Consider the following 14,673-nt stretch of genomic DNA (forward strand, 5'->3'; position numbering starts at 1 on the left):
TTTATATCCCTAATAATTTCTTTTTCTTCGCGTTAAATTCTTCTTGCGATAATATTCCATCATCCAATAAATCTTTCAACTCACGTATTTCATCTGCCACATCAAACATATCCTTTTCCTGTTTAGCTGCAGGAGCAGATGATGTTTTGGCCATTGTTTTTAAGTTCTCAATACCTGATTTAATTTCAAGTGCAATATGTGCTGGCACGTCGTCAATAATTGCTTTGTTTCCAGTAGATACGATTTCAATTTTTGAGTAAACAAGCTTATTAGAAATGTTAATGCTGCTAATAGATGATAAAGGAATGCTTCTTTCATCATTTGAAACAATACCTTTGATTTCATGTAAGATAATACGTTTGTCCGTGACATAAAGCTGTTTTGTACCTTTTACGGATGCACATACAGCAAGTAGTGTTTCACCTTGATCTGTGAGCTTATCATCAAATAGTTGAATCTGTTTAGCCATTGCTTTCTTCTTACCAAAACCTGCAAATTTTATTGTTTCTGCTATTGTACCCATGTCATGCACTCCTTACAAATAATTTTAATTCAATCGTATACATTAATAACAGTCAAAAGTGGTTATAAAAATAGAATAACTTTAATGTTAATTTTTAGTGTATTTGTAGGTTTTTAAAATCCTATCAAAAAAGAGTCTTTCCAACTTAATTTGTTCAAAATACAAATCTCTTTTATTTAGTTTTTCTCCAATTATTACATCATCAGCACATGATACTTCTAATAGATGCTTATACCAAAATTCTCTACTTTCTTTTGCAAATAAACTAACAGACATTTTCGTGCTGTTTTCCAAATCTCCTAATAATATCAAATGTTTATCTATGTCATTAATCAACGTGGCTTTCTGAAATTCACCATTTTCGAAAGATTTAGAAGCAGAAATTCCTAATATAAATATTTCAAATTTATATGAAGAGTCACATATGTCTAGATGGCTTTTTGCTATTTTATTAAATTGTTTTCGTATATAACTGCTTGGCTTACTGCGTAAATAACTTAAAGAAGCTACACTACCAAATATAGCAGCAAAAGCTATTGAAAGAACATTTAATAAACCTGATGCGTACATACAACTTATTTGAATAACTGGCTTTTCGCAGAACCCTCCTAAATTATTAGTGGCCTTACCTATTTCTACATCGATTAGCGCCTTCATAAAGGAAACTACCATTGTTAAAATAAGAGTAGTGAAAATTATTTGAAAGTTACTCCATTTAATTTTTGTATTTAAAATATACATATTTTTAACTCCCTAAAATAGCTCATTCATTAAAATGCTATCCAAATATAAGTTCACGAGATAATCAACTCATTTTATTTCTTTAATAGCTTTGTTCATTTGTTCTTCATTTGATTTTACAGCTTCACTATCTACAGTATCGACACCACGATATGTATATTTCATGTTTTGGAAGTAGTCAAAAGCAAAGTCTTTTAGAGCACCATCGCTATTTTTCTCAACGAAATAAGATTTTAAAATGTTAGCCAACATTCGCTCATGGTTTCTGATTTCACTTAAATAGTTACCCGATTTGTAGTCATTAAGAATGTAAGTTGAAAATTCTTTAACTTCTGTTTCTGTAGGCTCATACGCAATCAAGAATTTTTCGAGTGCATAAAATTTATCAGATGCTGTATCAGAATTTGTAGCTAACTTTTTAATTTCCTCTTGCCATTTCAGTGTTTCCATAGTAACAGGCTCTTCTTTAACTTCTGCTTGTTCACTAGCAGGAGCTTCCTCTTTAGGTGCAGCTTTTTCCTCACCACACGCTGTAAGTAATAAAGCTGATAGTGCTCCAACATAAAATAGTTTTTTCATTTCAAAATTCCTCCCTTTGTATTTCCATTTTAGGAAATTAAGAGCAAAAAGTACAGATGAATAAAGACAAACGTAATCTTTAAAATAATTTTTTAATTGTTCGTTTTAAAGATGGTTTGCGCTTTTTCTTAATTAATGGCTTAGGTTTTTTAATCTTTATAGGTTTAAATCCAATAGCTTCATATATTGCTTTTTTAGCTTGTTTCTTTAGTTGACGTTTCTTTTTGCTAATTAGTTGTTTAAACATGGTTAGCCCTCCTAATAGGTGATTAACAACAGGGAATACAATAACAAATAGATAAAAATGGAAAGGATTCATAAGTAAGTATACTCTTTTTAAAAGTACTATGTGCAATGAAAAGATGATTGCAACTAAAGATATGATTTGCCGACATTTTGCTTGCGGAGGATAAAAAAACAATATGTTTTATAAAGATTTAATTTATTACAAAAAGAGTTCAAGAAACCTTGTGAATTAATGGTTTCAGGGCTTTTTATAAGTTATAAAAACGGAATAGAATTCAAAAAATTACGTTTATGAATTAAGAAGCATTTATGGCTGTATTGAAGATGGACGATACGAAGTAATGTTGATATAACAACGTTTGTAGAGGTTGTTTATTAGTAATTTTATATCCTTAGGGTGGAGGATGCCACCGATTCGCCACCGTTATAAATATGATTGAGAATTAGCCTTCCACAGATGATTGTGGAGGGCTTTTATTATACAAAAAGGAAGGTGTCAGATAAAAATAGACACACTCTATATCAATCGTAGGCTGCTTCATGGCATAGGTCGCTTATTTTGTTGGCGGCGTTGACCACTTAATAAAAGCGTTAGTTATATTCATGACTGTAGATTATGCATTAGGATTCATGGTTAGTTTAGTCTTCAAGAAAACTGAAAGTAAAAAGATGTTTAATGGTTTAATCAAAAAGACAGTAATGATATTAATGGTCATTGCTGCGGTGCAATTAGACTTAGCAACCGAAAGTGGAAACTTCATGCGTAATGCCATGATTCTTTTCCTTATCGGTATGGAAGGAATCAGTATGATTGAGAATCTAGGTAAGTTAGGAATCAAGGTGCCTAAGTTTTTATCTAACGCATTTACACAACTTCAAATTGACAATGATGAGAAAAAGGATGATGCAAAATGACAAGCGTTACAACTACATGCCGAGACTTAGCTGAGCTTTTACCTGGTGCACAAACTGCGTGTCGATTGCTATTTCAGGAGTGTTACAAAGCAGGCATTAAGAACATCTTCATCACTGAAACATATCGCTCACAAGCGCGGCAACATTACCTGTATGCACAAGGACGAACACGACCAGGGAAAGTTGTTACATGGACACTAAACAGTAACCATAAATCACGTCTAGCATGGGATATTGCTGTTGGTCCTCCGCAATCATTGTATGATGTCACTACATTAAGTCGAGTAGGAGCCATTGCAAAAAAGCTAGGTATTGAATGGGGCGGTACATGGACAAAAGCAATTGACCGTCCACACTTTGAAGTGAAAGCGAATTGGAGGATGCCTAAAGGCTATAAATTAGAAGGACAAGTAATTGTACCGAGTAACAGCAAATTGAAAGTTCAATTAATCGTGAAAGACAAGAAGGAGGAAATTATAGTGGCAAATACAAATTGGAATCCAGGTTCACCAGCTATTAAAACTGAAACAGAAAACTTTATTGCACAGGCTATGAAGGACGGTATTATTCAGGAATCACACTTGAAGGATTTACAAAATGGTGTGATGACAACGGATCGTTTGATTGGGTTGTGTATTACGATTGAGCATAGACGTAGTAATAAGAAATAATAAAAAGTAATCAAAATCAGTACGGTACCTGTTGAAATTAATCATAAAAATACCGAAGACCAAGATAGCTTAATTGCCATCTTGGTCTTTAGTGTTACAGGTATTGAAGAATTAATTATATATTTAAGAAGTAATTTTGCTCTAAATATGAAATAACAAACTAATTCCAAGTTACCTTTAAATCAAAGTATGATGCATTAAGGGATGGTCTTGTATCTACTACTTCAATATAATTCCAACCGTAAGTTAAATCTTTAGCTAATACACCAGGATCTGAGCCTACTTCGATAAAGTTTCCGTTTAATATACTCAATTTATGAGATCCATAACTCTCGAATTTTACAGAGACTCCGCTATAACCATCGAAATAAAATTTATAATATTTTATAGCACTATAACGATCAGTATAAGAGTTCCCAATTCCTCCATTTTTTAATTCATAAGCTTTGTCATGAATACCATATGTACTTACTGTCGAATAAGTTTGATTTTCGTTTAAAGTCTCTGTTTCAGCAGCTGATACGTCACCAGTTATCCCACTGAATAATCCAACTGATAAAGCAGGGACAAGTAGTAATTTTTTCTTCATAACAAATACCTCCAAATATGTTAATGTATTACAAATAAATATTAACATATTTTAAGATTTAATTATGTTAAATTTTTGTGAATATTTACCAAAGTGAATTTTTCCTTTTTAAAAAATGAGATGTGAGTGCTAATGGAACTCTAGTTGAATTTATAAGGTTTATTTAATCTGAAAAAGTTTATTTTTTATGTGATCCTAAAAAAACTAAATATACATCATAGGAACTGACCCCAATAGGTATAGACAAATAAAAAAAGCATCTTCGATTGAAATCGGGTATAGATACCCAAACTTCAATTAGGAGGTGTTTTTTCTATGGGAACAAGAGTGAGTTATCCATATGATGTAAAAATGAAAGCGATTGAGATGCGATTAGCGGATGTACCTGTCAAACAGATTTTATTGGAATTAAATATACGCCATAAAACACAGGTCGAAACATGGGTGCGTTGGTATAGAAATGGTGAAGTGAATCGTTTGAAACAACCAGTAGGCAAACAATATAGCTTTAATAAAGGTCCTGAATCTGATAACGAACAAACGAAATTAAAAGAATGTTCCAGCTCTAAAAGGCTACTGGCTAAAGATAAAATCAGAGTCGTGAAATGGGAAAAGATAGACGAATACTTTAGTGATTTAACCGTTGCTACAGCTGGTGAGGATTTAGTCTTAACGTATGCAAATATGGCATTGAAAACGCAGGTTGAAAAATTACTATTAAGTCACCAAAATAAATAAACAGGCGCTCATATGAACTGCACCCCAATTGTTATGATATGCTCCTCATTAGGTAGACAGATTAAAAAATAAAATCTGTTTATCAAATGGGGGTTTTTATGAGGAGGCATTCCTTTTCTAAAGAAGAGAAGTTAGAAATTTTAAAGCTGTATCACGAAGGTCCACTTCCATTAAATGAAGTAGCGAAAGTATTTAATGTTCATCGAGATACAATAAAAGATTGGCAAAATGATTATCTTCATTTTGGAGAAGAGGGCCTTGAACGATTAAACCAGCATAATAGTTATTCTAAAGAACTAAAATTTGCGGCTGTCCAAGATTATCTTTCGGGCGAATTCTCCTTAAGAGAGGTTGTAAGAAAGTATAGACTTTCTAGTAGATCTGTTTTAGAAATTGGATTAAAAAGTATACTAGTCAAAGTGAATTAAAAGATTCGGGTAAAGGAATGAGCCAAACTATGACCAAAGGAAGAAAAACTACTGTAGAAGAGCGCGTTGAAATTGTAAAAACTTGTATAGCTAATGAGAAAAACTATCAAGAAACCGCGTCAAGATACGAGGTTTCTTACCAACAAGTATACCAATGGGTGAAAAAATATGAGGAAAGGGGTGAGTCTGGTTTACTAGATCGACGTGGCCATACAAAGCCAGTAGAAGAGTTAACCGCTGAGGATGAGTTACGTTTAAAAATCCAACGTATGGAACGTGAAAATGAACGATTACGTGCAGAAAATCTGTTTTTAAAAAAGTTAGAGGAAATCGAAAGGAGGCATCGTTAAGTAAAATTCGTATTCAAAGTCGTTACATCGCTATTCAGGAATTAGCAACGAAAGAAGCATTGCCGATCATTTTATTATGTGAGATCGCTGGTGTTTCGCGTGCAGCTTATTATAAATGGTTGAACCGTAAACCATTCCCACAAGAAAATGAGAATGAACAACTCTTACAATCGATTCAACTTCTCTATAAACAAATAGATGGGATTTATGGCTATCGTCGCATTACACTGACAATCAATCGTCAACGTGAGAAAGATAATTTACCAAAAGTGAATAAAAAACGCGTGTACCGTTTAATGCAAATCTGTGGATTGAAATCTGTGATTCGTCGAAAGCGAAAACAATATCGTAAATCAAAGCCAGATTATGTAGCAGAAAATATACTAAATCGTGATTTTAATGCAGATAAACCAAATCAAAAATGGTGTACAGATGTGACCAAATTCAAGTATGGCAATGGGAAGAAAGCTTATTTAAGCGCTATTATTGATTTACATGATAATTCGATTGTGAGTCATATATTAGGGCATTCGAATAATAATCAACTTGTTTTTAACACGATGATACCAGCTATACAAGGTTTAAAAAAGGACGAACAGCCACTTATACATAGTGATCGTGGCTATCAATATACATCAAAATTCTTCAAACGGATGATTGAAGATGCGAATATGGTACATAGCATGTCAAGAGTTGGACGTTGTATCGATAACGGACCAATTGAGGCTTTTTGGGGTACGCTAAAAACAGAAAAATATTATCTCAATAAATATGATACATATGAAGCCTTAGAAGCAGCAATTGATACATATATTTCGTTCTACAATTCAGAGCGTTATCAAGAAAAATTAAACGGCTTGAGTCCCTTGGAGTTTAGGAATCAAGCCGCATAAAGCATTTTTATTATTTCCGCTGTCTACTTGACAGGGAGCAGTTCAATTTTAATTGAGTACCTAGTTTTTTTATTATTTACCTTTTTATATTATTCTAACCCTAATTGAGTCTTGTTCATCAATTTACCACCTTGGAACATTAAAGAAGCATTTGCCCCTAAAGTCTTACCATTATAACTGTACATCACTACATCGCCAGATTCAGAAATAACCGCACCTTCACCACCAAGGATCTCAAATACTTGTTCTTTTGTCATGCCATTCTCTAATTTATTGAATTGGTCAATAGTGATTTCAATGTCAGATGATTCAACACCAAATTGAGCCTTATTGATTAGTTTGCCACCTTGGAAAGTCATTGTAGAAGCAGCTAGGGCACCATCCGTCTCAAATTCATACATAACAATATGATACGGTTCACCAGCTGAACCTGTTTCAGACATAATTTTACCTTCACTACCAATAATTTTAACTACTTCTTCATATGTCATGCCATCTTTAATTTGTTTGAACTTTTCCTCAGTTAATTTTCCATCATCGTTAGAAACGGGTGCTGCTGTTTCTTGTTTAGAATCATTCGATGTTTCAGCAACCGATTTTTCCTCTTTTGCTGATTCGTCCTTTGTAGTTGTCTCTCCACAGCCTGCTAGTCCAAGACTTAATACTAATGCTGCACTAAATACTAATTTTTTCATTTGTGAATTCCTCCCTCTATATTTCCATTTTAGGAAAATGATTATAAAAAGTACAGATAAAAAAACAGATAACCGTATTTAGTTATTTATTTAGAATAATTTATTAATTGTTCGTTTTAAAGATGGTTTACGTTTTTTCTTAATCAATGGCTTTTTCATCTTAATAGGCTTAATTCCAGTTGCTTCATATACTGACTTTTTAGCTTGCTTCTTTAATTGTCGCTTCTTTTTGCTAATCAACTTTTAAACATGTTAGCCCTTCGCAGATTATTTATATCTTCGTACCTTCTTCTAACACAAAATGAGCTTCAAACTTAATCCCTAAAATATCAGCTACTTCTTGTAATTGTTTTTCACTGAAATTATCACGTTTTTATTTTTAGACAAATTTAATTGTAAAGTTCCCATTTTTTCAGCTAATTACGTGATGTTCAAAGTCTTTAGCAGCCATTACATAGCTTCAAAGTGCACCTGACTTCATTAAAGCTAGTTATTCAAAATAGCTATGGATATAAAAGAGAACTGGGTAGAATGGTAGATGGGAGAAATAATGTTTTGGAAAAATACTATACTTTTGTAGGGTTTTTAACAACCGTTGATAGAATATTAAGTTACTGGTATATAATACTAAGAAATTATGTTTTTATAACTGGGTAGGAGGAGAATAATGAAAAAATTATTTATTGTGTTACTAGCTGCATTCGTATTTGCAGTAGTAAATCCAACGAAATCAGAAGCGAAAGTGATGTATGATGGAGCGGAAGTTGTAAAAGGGCAAACAGGGAAAATGACCTTTAAAAAAGACATTAAGGTATACAAGAAAAATTCAGATGGTACGTTTGAATCTTTAGTGGTAAAGCGAAATAACTTCTTTAGAACATATGATATTGAAAAATATGATAACAAAATATTCTATCAAATGGGGCAATACCGAGTACAAGCAACCGATTTGGTAGTTTTCAAAGAAGTGCCAATAAAAATTCGTTCATCTTTTTATAACGAACCAACTTATATTATTATTAATCGTGATGGTATTTATAGGGTCGGATCATACGGATTTAATTTCAGAAGTAGATGGGGTATTTCTTTCTTGGATACAAATAGTGGACAATTGCTGGAGTATTGCCAAAGCGATGATGGTAGTTGGATGGCGTGTTATCAGTATCCTGGTACAGACCTTAAAATCGCTGAGACTATACATAGTAAATCCGGAGAGCGTTTTGAGTTAACAAAAGATGCAGGTGGGAAAAGAACACCATTGGATGAAGCTAAATCTGAAACAATGTATGATAAGGGAAGTGTTTTTCAATCGCAAGGTACTGAAGTTAATGGTTATCTAGAAGTATTTAGTGAATCCGACTCAAAAAGTTCATGGCTTCCAGCGAATTTATTAAAGCCAGTTGGAGATAAGTGATAGATTAAGAATTATATAAAGCCCTCTTATTTTATTTGATAAGGGGGCTTTTTTTATGGTTGTGGACATGCGAAATAGGCTGATTATCGATGTCTTATGCTTAGCTGAATAATCCATAAAAAACCACTCTGTGATGGGTGGTCATTTTGTTATTTTCCACATCATATCCCCAACAATGATAATAAATAAGATTTATCAATATAGGTTGTAAACAAAAACCATGTAAAAAGCTCAGGTACTCAATTAATTTTGAGCCTGAGCTTTTTTCCATGACAAACATATTGTTTTGCCTTTTGTTAATCAGAGACTATCAAAACATTAACTGATTTCGTTTCTATAAATGATCTTATTTACATCGTGTCTTACTGTTTTATGACCGGCTTTCGTACCTTTCCCAACAGCTATGAGCATGACATCTAAATACCTGTCAGAAATATGCAAAATGTCTTTTAATTTTTTAGAATCATAGCCTGACATAGTAATCGTGTCAAAACCCGCTTCGTTTGCTAATAAAATAAATGACATGGACGCAAGACTTACATCTCTAGTTAATTCAAGCTTTAAATCTTCCTTGGATTGGTGTTTGTAATAATTGATTGCAGCATCCGCTAGATAATCCCTTAGCGATTCATCGTAATACCCCGCTTGGAAGCCTTCCTCATGTATGTCGATAATATTCTCTTTGTCAAATGCCTGATAATCACCCAACATGACAATTAAAGTTGAAGCTTCTATTACTTGTTGCTGATGAAAGGCTATAGGTAGTATTAAATTTCTTAAGTCCGGATTATCAATAATTAAGTATCGTGCAGCTTGAATATTATTTCCATTAGGTGACTTACTTGCACTTTCAACTAATGAACTTATTTGTTCTGAACTTATATTATAATTTGCATCATAATGTCTAACTGAACGTCTTTTTTCCAAAATATTTTTTACACTCATGCTATCAGCTCCGAAATTCTTATTGTCTTGCAGCTTTAATTATAGTAAGCAATAATATAGAAGAAAATAACGCACTTTAAAGTGGTATAGCCACTTAAAGGTGCCTATTTAGCGTTAGGAGGAAACTAGATGGTGAACTATAATACAGGAATTAATATTTTTATGAATATAGCAGGTGGTAAATGGAAATGTTTAATTCTTTTTTTCTTAAGTCAAAAATCAGTAAGAACAAAAGAGTTTTATGAGTTAATACCTGGCATTACACAAAAAGTTTTAACAGATCAATTGAAACAGTTAGAAAGAGATGGCCTTGTACGAAGAGAAATATTTAAAGAAGTACCGCCAAAAGTAGAATATAGCTTAACCGATTTAGGAAAATCTTTTGTACCAGTATTAAACACAATGTGTGAATGGGGAAATACATATGCAGGTATAAAAGGTCTAGATAAAGATCAACAAATTGATTGTGATTTGTTCCGCGGTGCTCAAAATAACGTGTAATGGCAACTCTTCTTGCTTCTATAGGTACTGTAAATAATGAATCAAACATTTATTTAAAAAGTGAGTGGCTGTTTTTTCTAGATTGAGGCAATATTAGGTTTAACTAGATTTCATTTAAAATGCCAAAAAATTGTCGATATAGATTATGAGGTGGTAAAATATGAAAATAATGCGTGATAGTAATTCTACGAACTTCATTAAACTGTCAAATGTATCTTCCGATAGACCTAAAACGATTCAGCAAAATGCTCTAATTCGTAAAGATACATTAACAATAGGGCAACAAGCACGAAATTTATTTAAAGGTCAGCAAGCTAAAACGAGTCTGATTGAAAGTTTAATGAAGCAACGTGAGAGCATTCAACAAATGAAAAGTGATTTAAGCGAACGGACGTTAGAAAACGGAGGCGACTTATCGTCTATTAAAGAACAGCTAAAGGATTTTGAAAAACAAATAGCTGAAATTGATGCCCAAATAGCTGAACAGCAGATGGAAGAGCAAAAGAAAGCGACAAACCAAAAGGATCAAGAAATAAAGAAAGAACAACCTGCCAATTCAATGGAGGATATTTTGGGCAAATCTGTTTCATTAGAACAAATGGAAACATTAGAATTGTCGAGATATTCATTAGGACGCGAACAAAATCGTCTTGCGAGTGAAGTAGCGTTAGATGCAAGCAGGGGTACTTTTATTGATAAAAAATATGAAAAACTTTCAGATTTAGAGGATCGGATTCAAACTGTGCAAGAAAAAGTAGCCGATCACCTTCAAAATGCTGAAGATAAAGAGTTACATAAAGAAGCATCTTTAACTACTCTTATTGATGAGCTTAAAGAATCTAAAACCGAACAACAACAGGATAAACTGACAGCGGAAGAAGGCAGTTAAAGTAACTAGCCCATCACCATATTGAGCTAATTTGACAGATTAACTGTCATTGTGAAGATTGAAAAAAGCCCAGTTCTCAAAATTTTGAGACTGGGTTTTTGGGCGCGATCTAATAATTATGGACATAGCAAAAGGATCGTAGCCATATGCATGGTAGCAAAATAGCTATTAATCACATGTGTATTTATATTCAGGGTTTGTTTGAATAAAATAGCCACTTCGTACTTGCCCTGCCCAGTTTTGTAATGCTTCTTTCCAAGCTATACTATCAAAAAATTCATCTACTGTTGTCGTTTCAGAAAACCATATTAATGGGGTATAAGGGGCAAGTGGACCTGCATCTCCCCAGATACCACCTGCTTTGATTGTACTTTGTTTTACAAGAAGTAAAGGAAGTCCGCGTTGTAGAGACATGGATGGTTCTATTTGTAAGAAAGGCGAATAAGGTTCAAGTTGATCCGTTCGCCGAGTTGGTTTTAATAGAGCCGCAGCTGTTCCATAACTAGAGTTTACTATTGTCCGGACATTCTCTATTGTAGTATTGGGATATTGGTCTGTATTCGGAATGGTTCTTGGGAAAAGAAGCACCTGTTTAATTTCGTTAAACATCCGAATAATAAATCGTTGCTCATTAGATAGTGGTGGTTGTGCTGATCCTAAAGTAAAAAGGTTTTGATGGCTAAAAAAAACAGGAATGCGGAAAAATGCACCTGCTGCATCATTTAAATCTTCCACAGCTTTATAAAATTGATTGATTTCAGTGTTCGTATTTCTAGTTTTATTCTCACTCAAGTTTTATCACCTCCTTACGCTAACTTATTCAAAAGTTAGAAGGAAAGGCTGTGTTTACATACAATATAGCTATTCATTTTATTTCTTGTAAATTATCACCTATATATTGCGAGTGAAAAATTATGAAATATAGTTACTAGATAAATAAATTAGGCTGCATTAGTTTAATTTTCGAATACACATTTTTATTCTCTCTACATACAGTGTAAAAAGGAGTGGTGTGTATTTGAAAAATCATGACCGTTTTATTAAGGCTGTTAATATTCCTAATCCATTGTATCAATCCATACAAGGACGATATTTTGTTGGTCAAACAGAACCGATTTGTTTAGGGAAAGGGAAAAATGCCTGGGGAAGCTTGAGTAATCCGCATTATTCAAATGTAGATTTATATGTAAATGCGTTTACCATTACAAATCATTCGAATCAACCGTTTGTTGCTGAAATTTGGTTTAATGCAATAGCTCCTGGAAATGCGATGATTTCTAAAAACGTAACATCTGCAAATCAGGCCATTTCGCCACTTCCAAAGCCAGAAGTGAAAATTGAGTTTGCTGAACATGTAAGTGGATTTCCAAAACAGGGCGTAAATGCATTTAAACGCATTGTACCTCCACAAAGTACATTGGCAAGTGATGAAGATGGAAAATTTATATTTCCATCAGGAGAATCCTTTGTAATTTTTTTAGTTTCACCCAATGATGAATATATCGAAGCAGAAGTGGCATTTGGATGGTTTGAAAAAAAGATTAAGAAATAAATACATCTGGGCAAAAGAAGAATCGCTTGTGAACATCCGAATTGGGTAATGCCAGCGGACATCGTTAATTGTTGACGATATTATATGTGTTGAATATTTTTTATGGGGAGATTACTTTATTTTACAATAGCTAAATGCAATGATAGTCACAATTTAAAACCTCTTATACACATTAAGTTACCACTTACTGTATGAATTACAAATCTTCTAAAATGGCGTGTTACATTAAGAATGTAGCACGATATTTTTTGATAAATCATTTTTAGGGGACTGTAAAATGAAAAAACTTACGTTACTATTTAGTTGCTTAGCTATTGGAATAGCTGGATACTCCATAGTTCAATATTTAATAATGGATGCCCATCAGGCAGGCTTTGTTCGGATGAAACTGATGTTTATTGATACATTGGATTCGCACTGGTATACCTTGCTTTATATCCATATTGTATTTAGTATAGTGGCTTTAGTAATAGGACCCTTTACGCTATCTTCAAAGTTTAGAGAAAAAAATAGGAAGCGTCATCGTATAGCAGGGAAGGTCTATGTGATAGGCATTTTATTCGGCAGTATTGCAGGTCTTTATTTAGCGTTTTATGCTACAGGGGGATTTGTGTCACAGCTCGGTTTTAGTTTGTTAGCTATTTTCTGGATCATTACCGGCTATCAAGCGGTTACGAAAATTAAAAAACATAATGTTTATGAACACCAAAAATGGATGATACGCAATTATTCATTAACTTTTGCTGCAGTAACTTTAAGAATCTGGCTACCATTATTTACTGCATTATTTGGATTCGAAAATTTTATGATTAGTTATCCTATTATTTCGTGGTTATGTTGGGTGCCAAATCTTATAGTTGCGCAGTGGATTATTGGGCGGACACTTCAAGAAAGAAGCACAATAGTTAAATAGGTTAGGATAAATGCCACTCTATTTAGGGTGGTTTTTATTGTCTATTCGTATCAAAATGCTGTCAAATTGGGAGGGTAGAATTAAAAAAAGAAAAATAAAAGCCATCGGAAAGATGATATTTTTTATGTAATACTAAAATTATTATTAAAAAAATGTCTAAATTTTTTAAAAAAATAAAGTAATTTGACTATTGCGTGAGAATCATTATCAATGATAAATTATTGTTAACTCGGGTCTAGCTATAGTTACTAAAAAATTTATACAAATAAAATAAGAAGGTTCATTATGAAATTTAAACGAGTAATATTGGTATCATCTTTAACATTATCAATGATGTCGTTGTCTAATGTCCATGTATCAGCTTCAGAAATGAGTATTACAAATGTATACACTACAAATCAATTGATTTCTTCTAATGATATAGAGGCGAATGCCAGTAAATTTGATGTTGATATTATTAAGTTAAATGATAGTATGTTACAAATTGATATCATAAATGAAAATGTAAAAATTGCATTTAATGAATCTGGTGAAGTGACACTATCTAATAATGATAAATCAGAAGTTCTACCTACTTATGCATTTGATAAAAATAATGAATATGTAAAATTGGTATATAAAAAAACAGACATTGGTTTGATTGTTGAATTACATAAAAATGAAATAATGTCATACAGTAGATCGAAAAAGTCAAAATGGAAATGTGCGCTAGGAACATTAGGTGGTTATTATTCTGGAGCAGTCATTGGAGGTACTTCTGGAGCTGCTGCAGGGTCTATTATTCCAGGATTAGGGACCGTTGCAGGTGGCGTTGGTGGAGCAATTTTTGGAGCAATTGGTGGTGGAATGACTGGAGCTGCTACCTTTTGTTTTGATTAATGGAGTGAAGACATATGGAAATGGGCGATTGGTTTAGTATACCAATGATATTAAGTCAAATTGTTATTTGGATTTTATGGATTCTATTACAACTTGCTTTAGAAGCCAATGTAATGTGGATAGTTTTTAATCCATTTAATTTTCTTTTTGTTGCAAATGTAATTATTGGCGTCGTCTATCAAATTAAAAAGTGTAAAAAGACAACGTGTTAA

At 33.0% G+C, this 14,673-nt stretch carries 16 protein-coding genes and 3 pseudogenes; 11 read left to right on the forward strand and 8 right to left on the reverse strand.

What is annotated here, in order from left to right:
• Position 1 precedes the first annotated feature (1 nt).
• The 4 genes from C9J37_RS00990 to C9J37_RS28135 form a co-directional block, all read right to left on the reverse strand.
• Positions 2 to 523, reverse strand: a complete 522-nt coding sequence (locus C9J37_RS00990) for an SHOCT domain-containing protein (protein WP_107894019.1) — start codon at positions 521 to 523, stop codon at positions 2 to 4.
• Between the two features lie 87 nt (positions 524 to 610).
• Positions 611 to 1,264: a hypothetical protein gene (locus C9J37_RS00995; RefSeq protein WP_107893870.1), complete on the reverse strand. Its 654-nt coding sequence runs from the start codon at positions 1,262 to 1,264 to the stop codon at positions 611 to 613.
• Positions 1,265 to 1,333: 69 nt separating this feature from the next.
• Positions 1,334 to 1,843 (reverse strand): hypothetical protein, encoded by a 510-nt coding sequence (locus tag C9J37_RS01000; protein WP_107893871.1) that lies wholly within the window; start codon positions 1,841 to 1,843, stop codon positions 1,334 to 1,336.
• A gap of 79 nt (positions 1,844 to 1,922) precedes the next feature.
• The gene (locus C9J37_RS28135) at positions 1,923 to 2,090 is read right to left on the reverse strand and encodes a hypothetical protein (RefSeq protein WP_167397235.1); all 168 of its coding nucleotides are present in this window, start codon (positions 2,088 to 2,090) and stop codon (positions 1,923 to 1,925) included.
• A gap of 560 nt (positions 2,091 to 2,650) precedes the next feature.
• Here C9J37_RS28135 and C9J37_RS01005 point away from each other — a divergent pair.
• Positions 2,651 to 3,004, forward strand: a pseudogene (locus C9J37_RS01005) (phage holin family protein); the annotation flags it as partial.
• The gene (locus C9J37_RS01010; RefSeq protein ID WP_107893872.1) at positions 3,001 to 3,675 is read left to right on the forward strand and encodes a M15 family metallopeptidase; all 675 of its coding nucleotides are present in this window, start codon (positions 3,001 to 3,003) and stop codon (positions 3,673 to 3,675) included. The pseudogene C9J37_RS01005 and the gene C9J37_RS01010, both read left to right, overlap by 4 nt.
• Before the next feature lie 160 nt (positions 3,676 to 3,835).
• Here C9J37_RS01010 and C9J37_RS01015 read toward each other — a convergent pair whose 3' ends face one another.
• On the reverse strand, positions 3,836 to 4,264 hold the full coding sequence (locus C9J37_RS01015) for a hypothetical protein (RefSeq protein ID WP_107893873.1): 429 nt from the start codon (positions 4,262 to 4,264) through the stop codon (positions 3,836 to 3,838).
• Positions 4,265 to 4,579: 315 nt separating this feature from the next.
• Here C9J37_RS01015 and C9J37_RS28850 point away from each other — a divergent pair.
• Positions 4,580 to 4,816, forward strand: a pseudogene (locus tag C9J37_RS28850) (helix-turn-helix domain-containing protein); the annotation flags it as partial.
• A 284-nt stretch (positions 4,817 to 5,100) separates the two neighbouring features.
• Positions 5,101 to 6,673, forward strand: a pseudogene (locus tag C9J37_RS01025) (IS3 family transposase).
• Positions 6,674 to 6,762: 89 nt separating this feature from the next.
• On the opposite strand, the gene C9J37_RS01030 reads toward C9J37_RS01025, so the two are convergent.
• The gene (locus C9J37_RS01030) at positions 6,763 to 7,368 is read right to left on the reverse strand and encodes a DUF3862 domain-containing protein (protein ID WP_107893874.1); all 606 of its coding nucleotides are present in this window, start codon (positions 7,366 to 7,368) and stop codon (positions 6,763 to 6,765) included.
• Positions 7,369 to 8,035: 667 nt separating this feature from the next.
• Here C9J37_RS01030 and C9J37_RS01040 point away from each other — a divergent pair.
• Positions 8,036 to 8,782, forward strand: coding sequence for a hypothetical protein (locus tag C9J37_RS01040; RefSeq protein WP_107893875.1), 747 nt, complete (start codon positions 8,036 to 8,038; stop codon positions 8,780 to 8,782).
• A 318-nt stretch (positions 8,783 to 9,100) separates the two neighbouring features.
• Here the strand turns inward: C9J37_RS01040 and C9J37_RS01045 are convergent, their stop codons facing one another.
• Entirely contained in the window at positions 9,101 to 9,727 is a 627-nt protein-coding gene (locus C9J37_RS01045) for a nitroreductase family protein (protein ID WP_107893876.1), read from the reverse strand.
• 129 nt (positions 9,728 to 9,856) lie between these two features.
• On the opposite strand from C9J37_RS01045, the gene C9J37_RS01050 reads away from it, so the two are divergent.
• Positions 9,857 to 10,228 carry a winged helix-turn-helix transcriptional regulator gene (locus C9J37_RS01050; RefSeq protein ID WP_107893877.1) on the forward strand — a complete coding sequence of 124 codons (372 nt, stop codon included), beginning with the start codon at positions 9,857 to 9,859 and terminating at the stop codon, positions 10,226 to 10,228.
• A gap of 160 nt (positions 10,229 to 10,388) precedes the next feature.
• Complete coding sequence (locus C9J37_RS01055; RefSeq protein WP_107893878.1) at positions 10,389 to 11,117, forward strand: coiled-coil domain-containing protein; 729 nt, start codon at positions 10,389 to 10,391, stop codon at positions 11,115 to 11,117.
• A 168-nt stretch (positions 11,118 to 11,285) separates the two neighbouring features.
• Here C9J37_RS01055 and C9J37_RS01060 read toward each other — a convergent pair whose 3' ends face one another.
• The gene (locus C9J37_RS01060; RefSeq protein ID WP_024363069.1) at positions 11,286 to 11,909 is read right to left on the reverse strand and encodes a hypothetical protein; all 624 of its coding nucleotides are present in this window, start codon (positions 11,907 to 11,909) and stop codon (positions 11,286 to 11,288) included.
• A 226-nt stretch (positions 11,910 to 12,135) separates the two neighbouring features.
• Here C9J37_RS01060 and C9J37_RS01065 point away from each other — a divergent pair, with 226 nt between their 5' ends.
• The 4 genes from C9J37_RS01065 to C9J37_RS01080 all read left to right on the forward strand — a co-directional run bounded on the left by C9J37_RS01065 (position 12,136) and on the right by C9J37_RS01080 (position 14,673).
• A complete protein-coding gene (locus C9J37_RS01065; RefSeq protein ID WP_107893879.1) occupies positions 12,136 to 12,669 on the forward strand; it encodes a DUF6143 family protein in 534 nt (177 codons plus the stop codon).
• Positions 12,670 to 12,946: 277 nt separating this feature from the next.
• Positions 12,947 to 13,582 carry a DUF2306 domain-containing protein gene (locus C9J37_RS01070; RefSeq protein WP_107893880.1) on the forward strand — a complete coding sequence of 212 codons (636 nt, stop codon included), beginning with the start codon at positions 12,947 to 12,949 and terminating at the stop codon, positions 13,580 to 13,582.
• Positions 13,583 to 13,867: 285 nt separating this feature from the next.
• On the forward strand, positions 13,868 to 14,461 hold the full coding sequence (locus tag C9J37_RS01075) for a Pathogenicity island protein (RefSeq protein ID WP_107893881.1): 594 nt from the start codon (positions 13,868 to 13,870) through the stop codon (positions 14,459 to 14,461).
• Between the two features lie 14 nt (positions 14,462 to 14,475).
• Complete coding sequence (locus C9J37_RS01080) at positions 14,476 to 14,673, forward strand: hypothetical protein (RefSeq protein ID WP_107893882.1); 198 nt, start codon at positions 14,476 to 14,478, stop codon at positions 14,671 to 14,673.

This window comes from Lysinibacillus mangiferihumi (genome assembly GCF_003049665.1).
Lineage (GTDB): Bacteria > Bacillota > Bacilli > Bacillales_A > Planococcaceae > Lysinibacillus > Lysinibacillus mangiferihumi.

Coding starts and splice junctions, on each gene's coding strand:
- C9J37_RS01050 (WP_107893877.1), top strand. CDS start 9,857: ATGGTGAACTATAATACAGGAATTAATATTTTTATGAATATAGCAGGT.
- C9J37_RS01080 (WP_107893882.1), top strand. CDS start 14,476: ATGGAAATGGGCGATTGGTTTAGTATACCAATGATATTAAGTCAAATT.
- C9J37_RS00995 (WP_107893870.1), bottom strand. CDS start 1,264: ATGTATATTTTAAATACAAAAATTAAATGGAGTAACTTTCAAATAATT.
- C9J37_RS00990 (WP_107894019.1), bottom strand. CDS start 523: ATGGGTACAATAGCAGAAACAATAAAATTTGCAGGTTTTGGTAAGAAG.
- C9J37_RS01055 (WP_107893878.1), top strand. CDS start 10,389: ATGAAAATAATGCGTGATAGTAATTCTACGAACTTCATTAAACTGTCA.
- C9J37_RS01030 (WP_107893874.1), bottom strand. CDS start 7,368: ATGAAAAAATTAGTATTTAGTGCAGCATTAGTATTAAGTCTTGGACTA.
- C9J37_RS01000 (WP_107893871.1), bottom strand. CDS start 1,843: ATGAAAAAACTATTTTATGTTGGAGCACTATCAGCTTTATTACTTACA.
- C9J37_RS01075 (WP_107893881.1), top strand. CDS start 13,868: ATGAAATTTAAACGAGTAATATTGGTATCATCTTTAACATTATCAATG.
- C9J37_RS01040 (WP_107893875.1), top strand. CDS start 8,036: ATGAAAAAATTATTTATTGTGTTACTAGCTGCATTCGTATTTGCAGTA.
- C9J37_RS28135 (WP_167397235.1), bottom strand. CDS start 2,090: ATGTTTAAACAACTAATTAGCAAAAAGAAACGTCAACTAAAGAAACAA.
- C9J37_RS01070 (WP_107893880.1), top strand. CDS start 12,947: ATGAAAAAACTTACGTTACTATTTAGTTGCTTAGCTATTGGAATAGCT.
- C9J37_RS01015 (WP_107893873.1), bottom strand. CDS start 4,264: ATGAAGAAAAAATTACTACTTGTCCCTGCTTTATCAGTTGGATTATTC.
- C9J37_RS01045 (WP_107893876.1), bottom strand. CDS start 9,727: ATGAGTGTAAAAAATATTTTGGAAAAAAGACGTTCAGTTAGACATTAT.
- C9J37_RS01010 (WP_107893872.1), top strand. CDS start 3,001: ATGACAAGCGTTACAACTACATGCCGAGACTTAGCTGAGCTTTTACCT.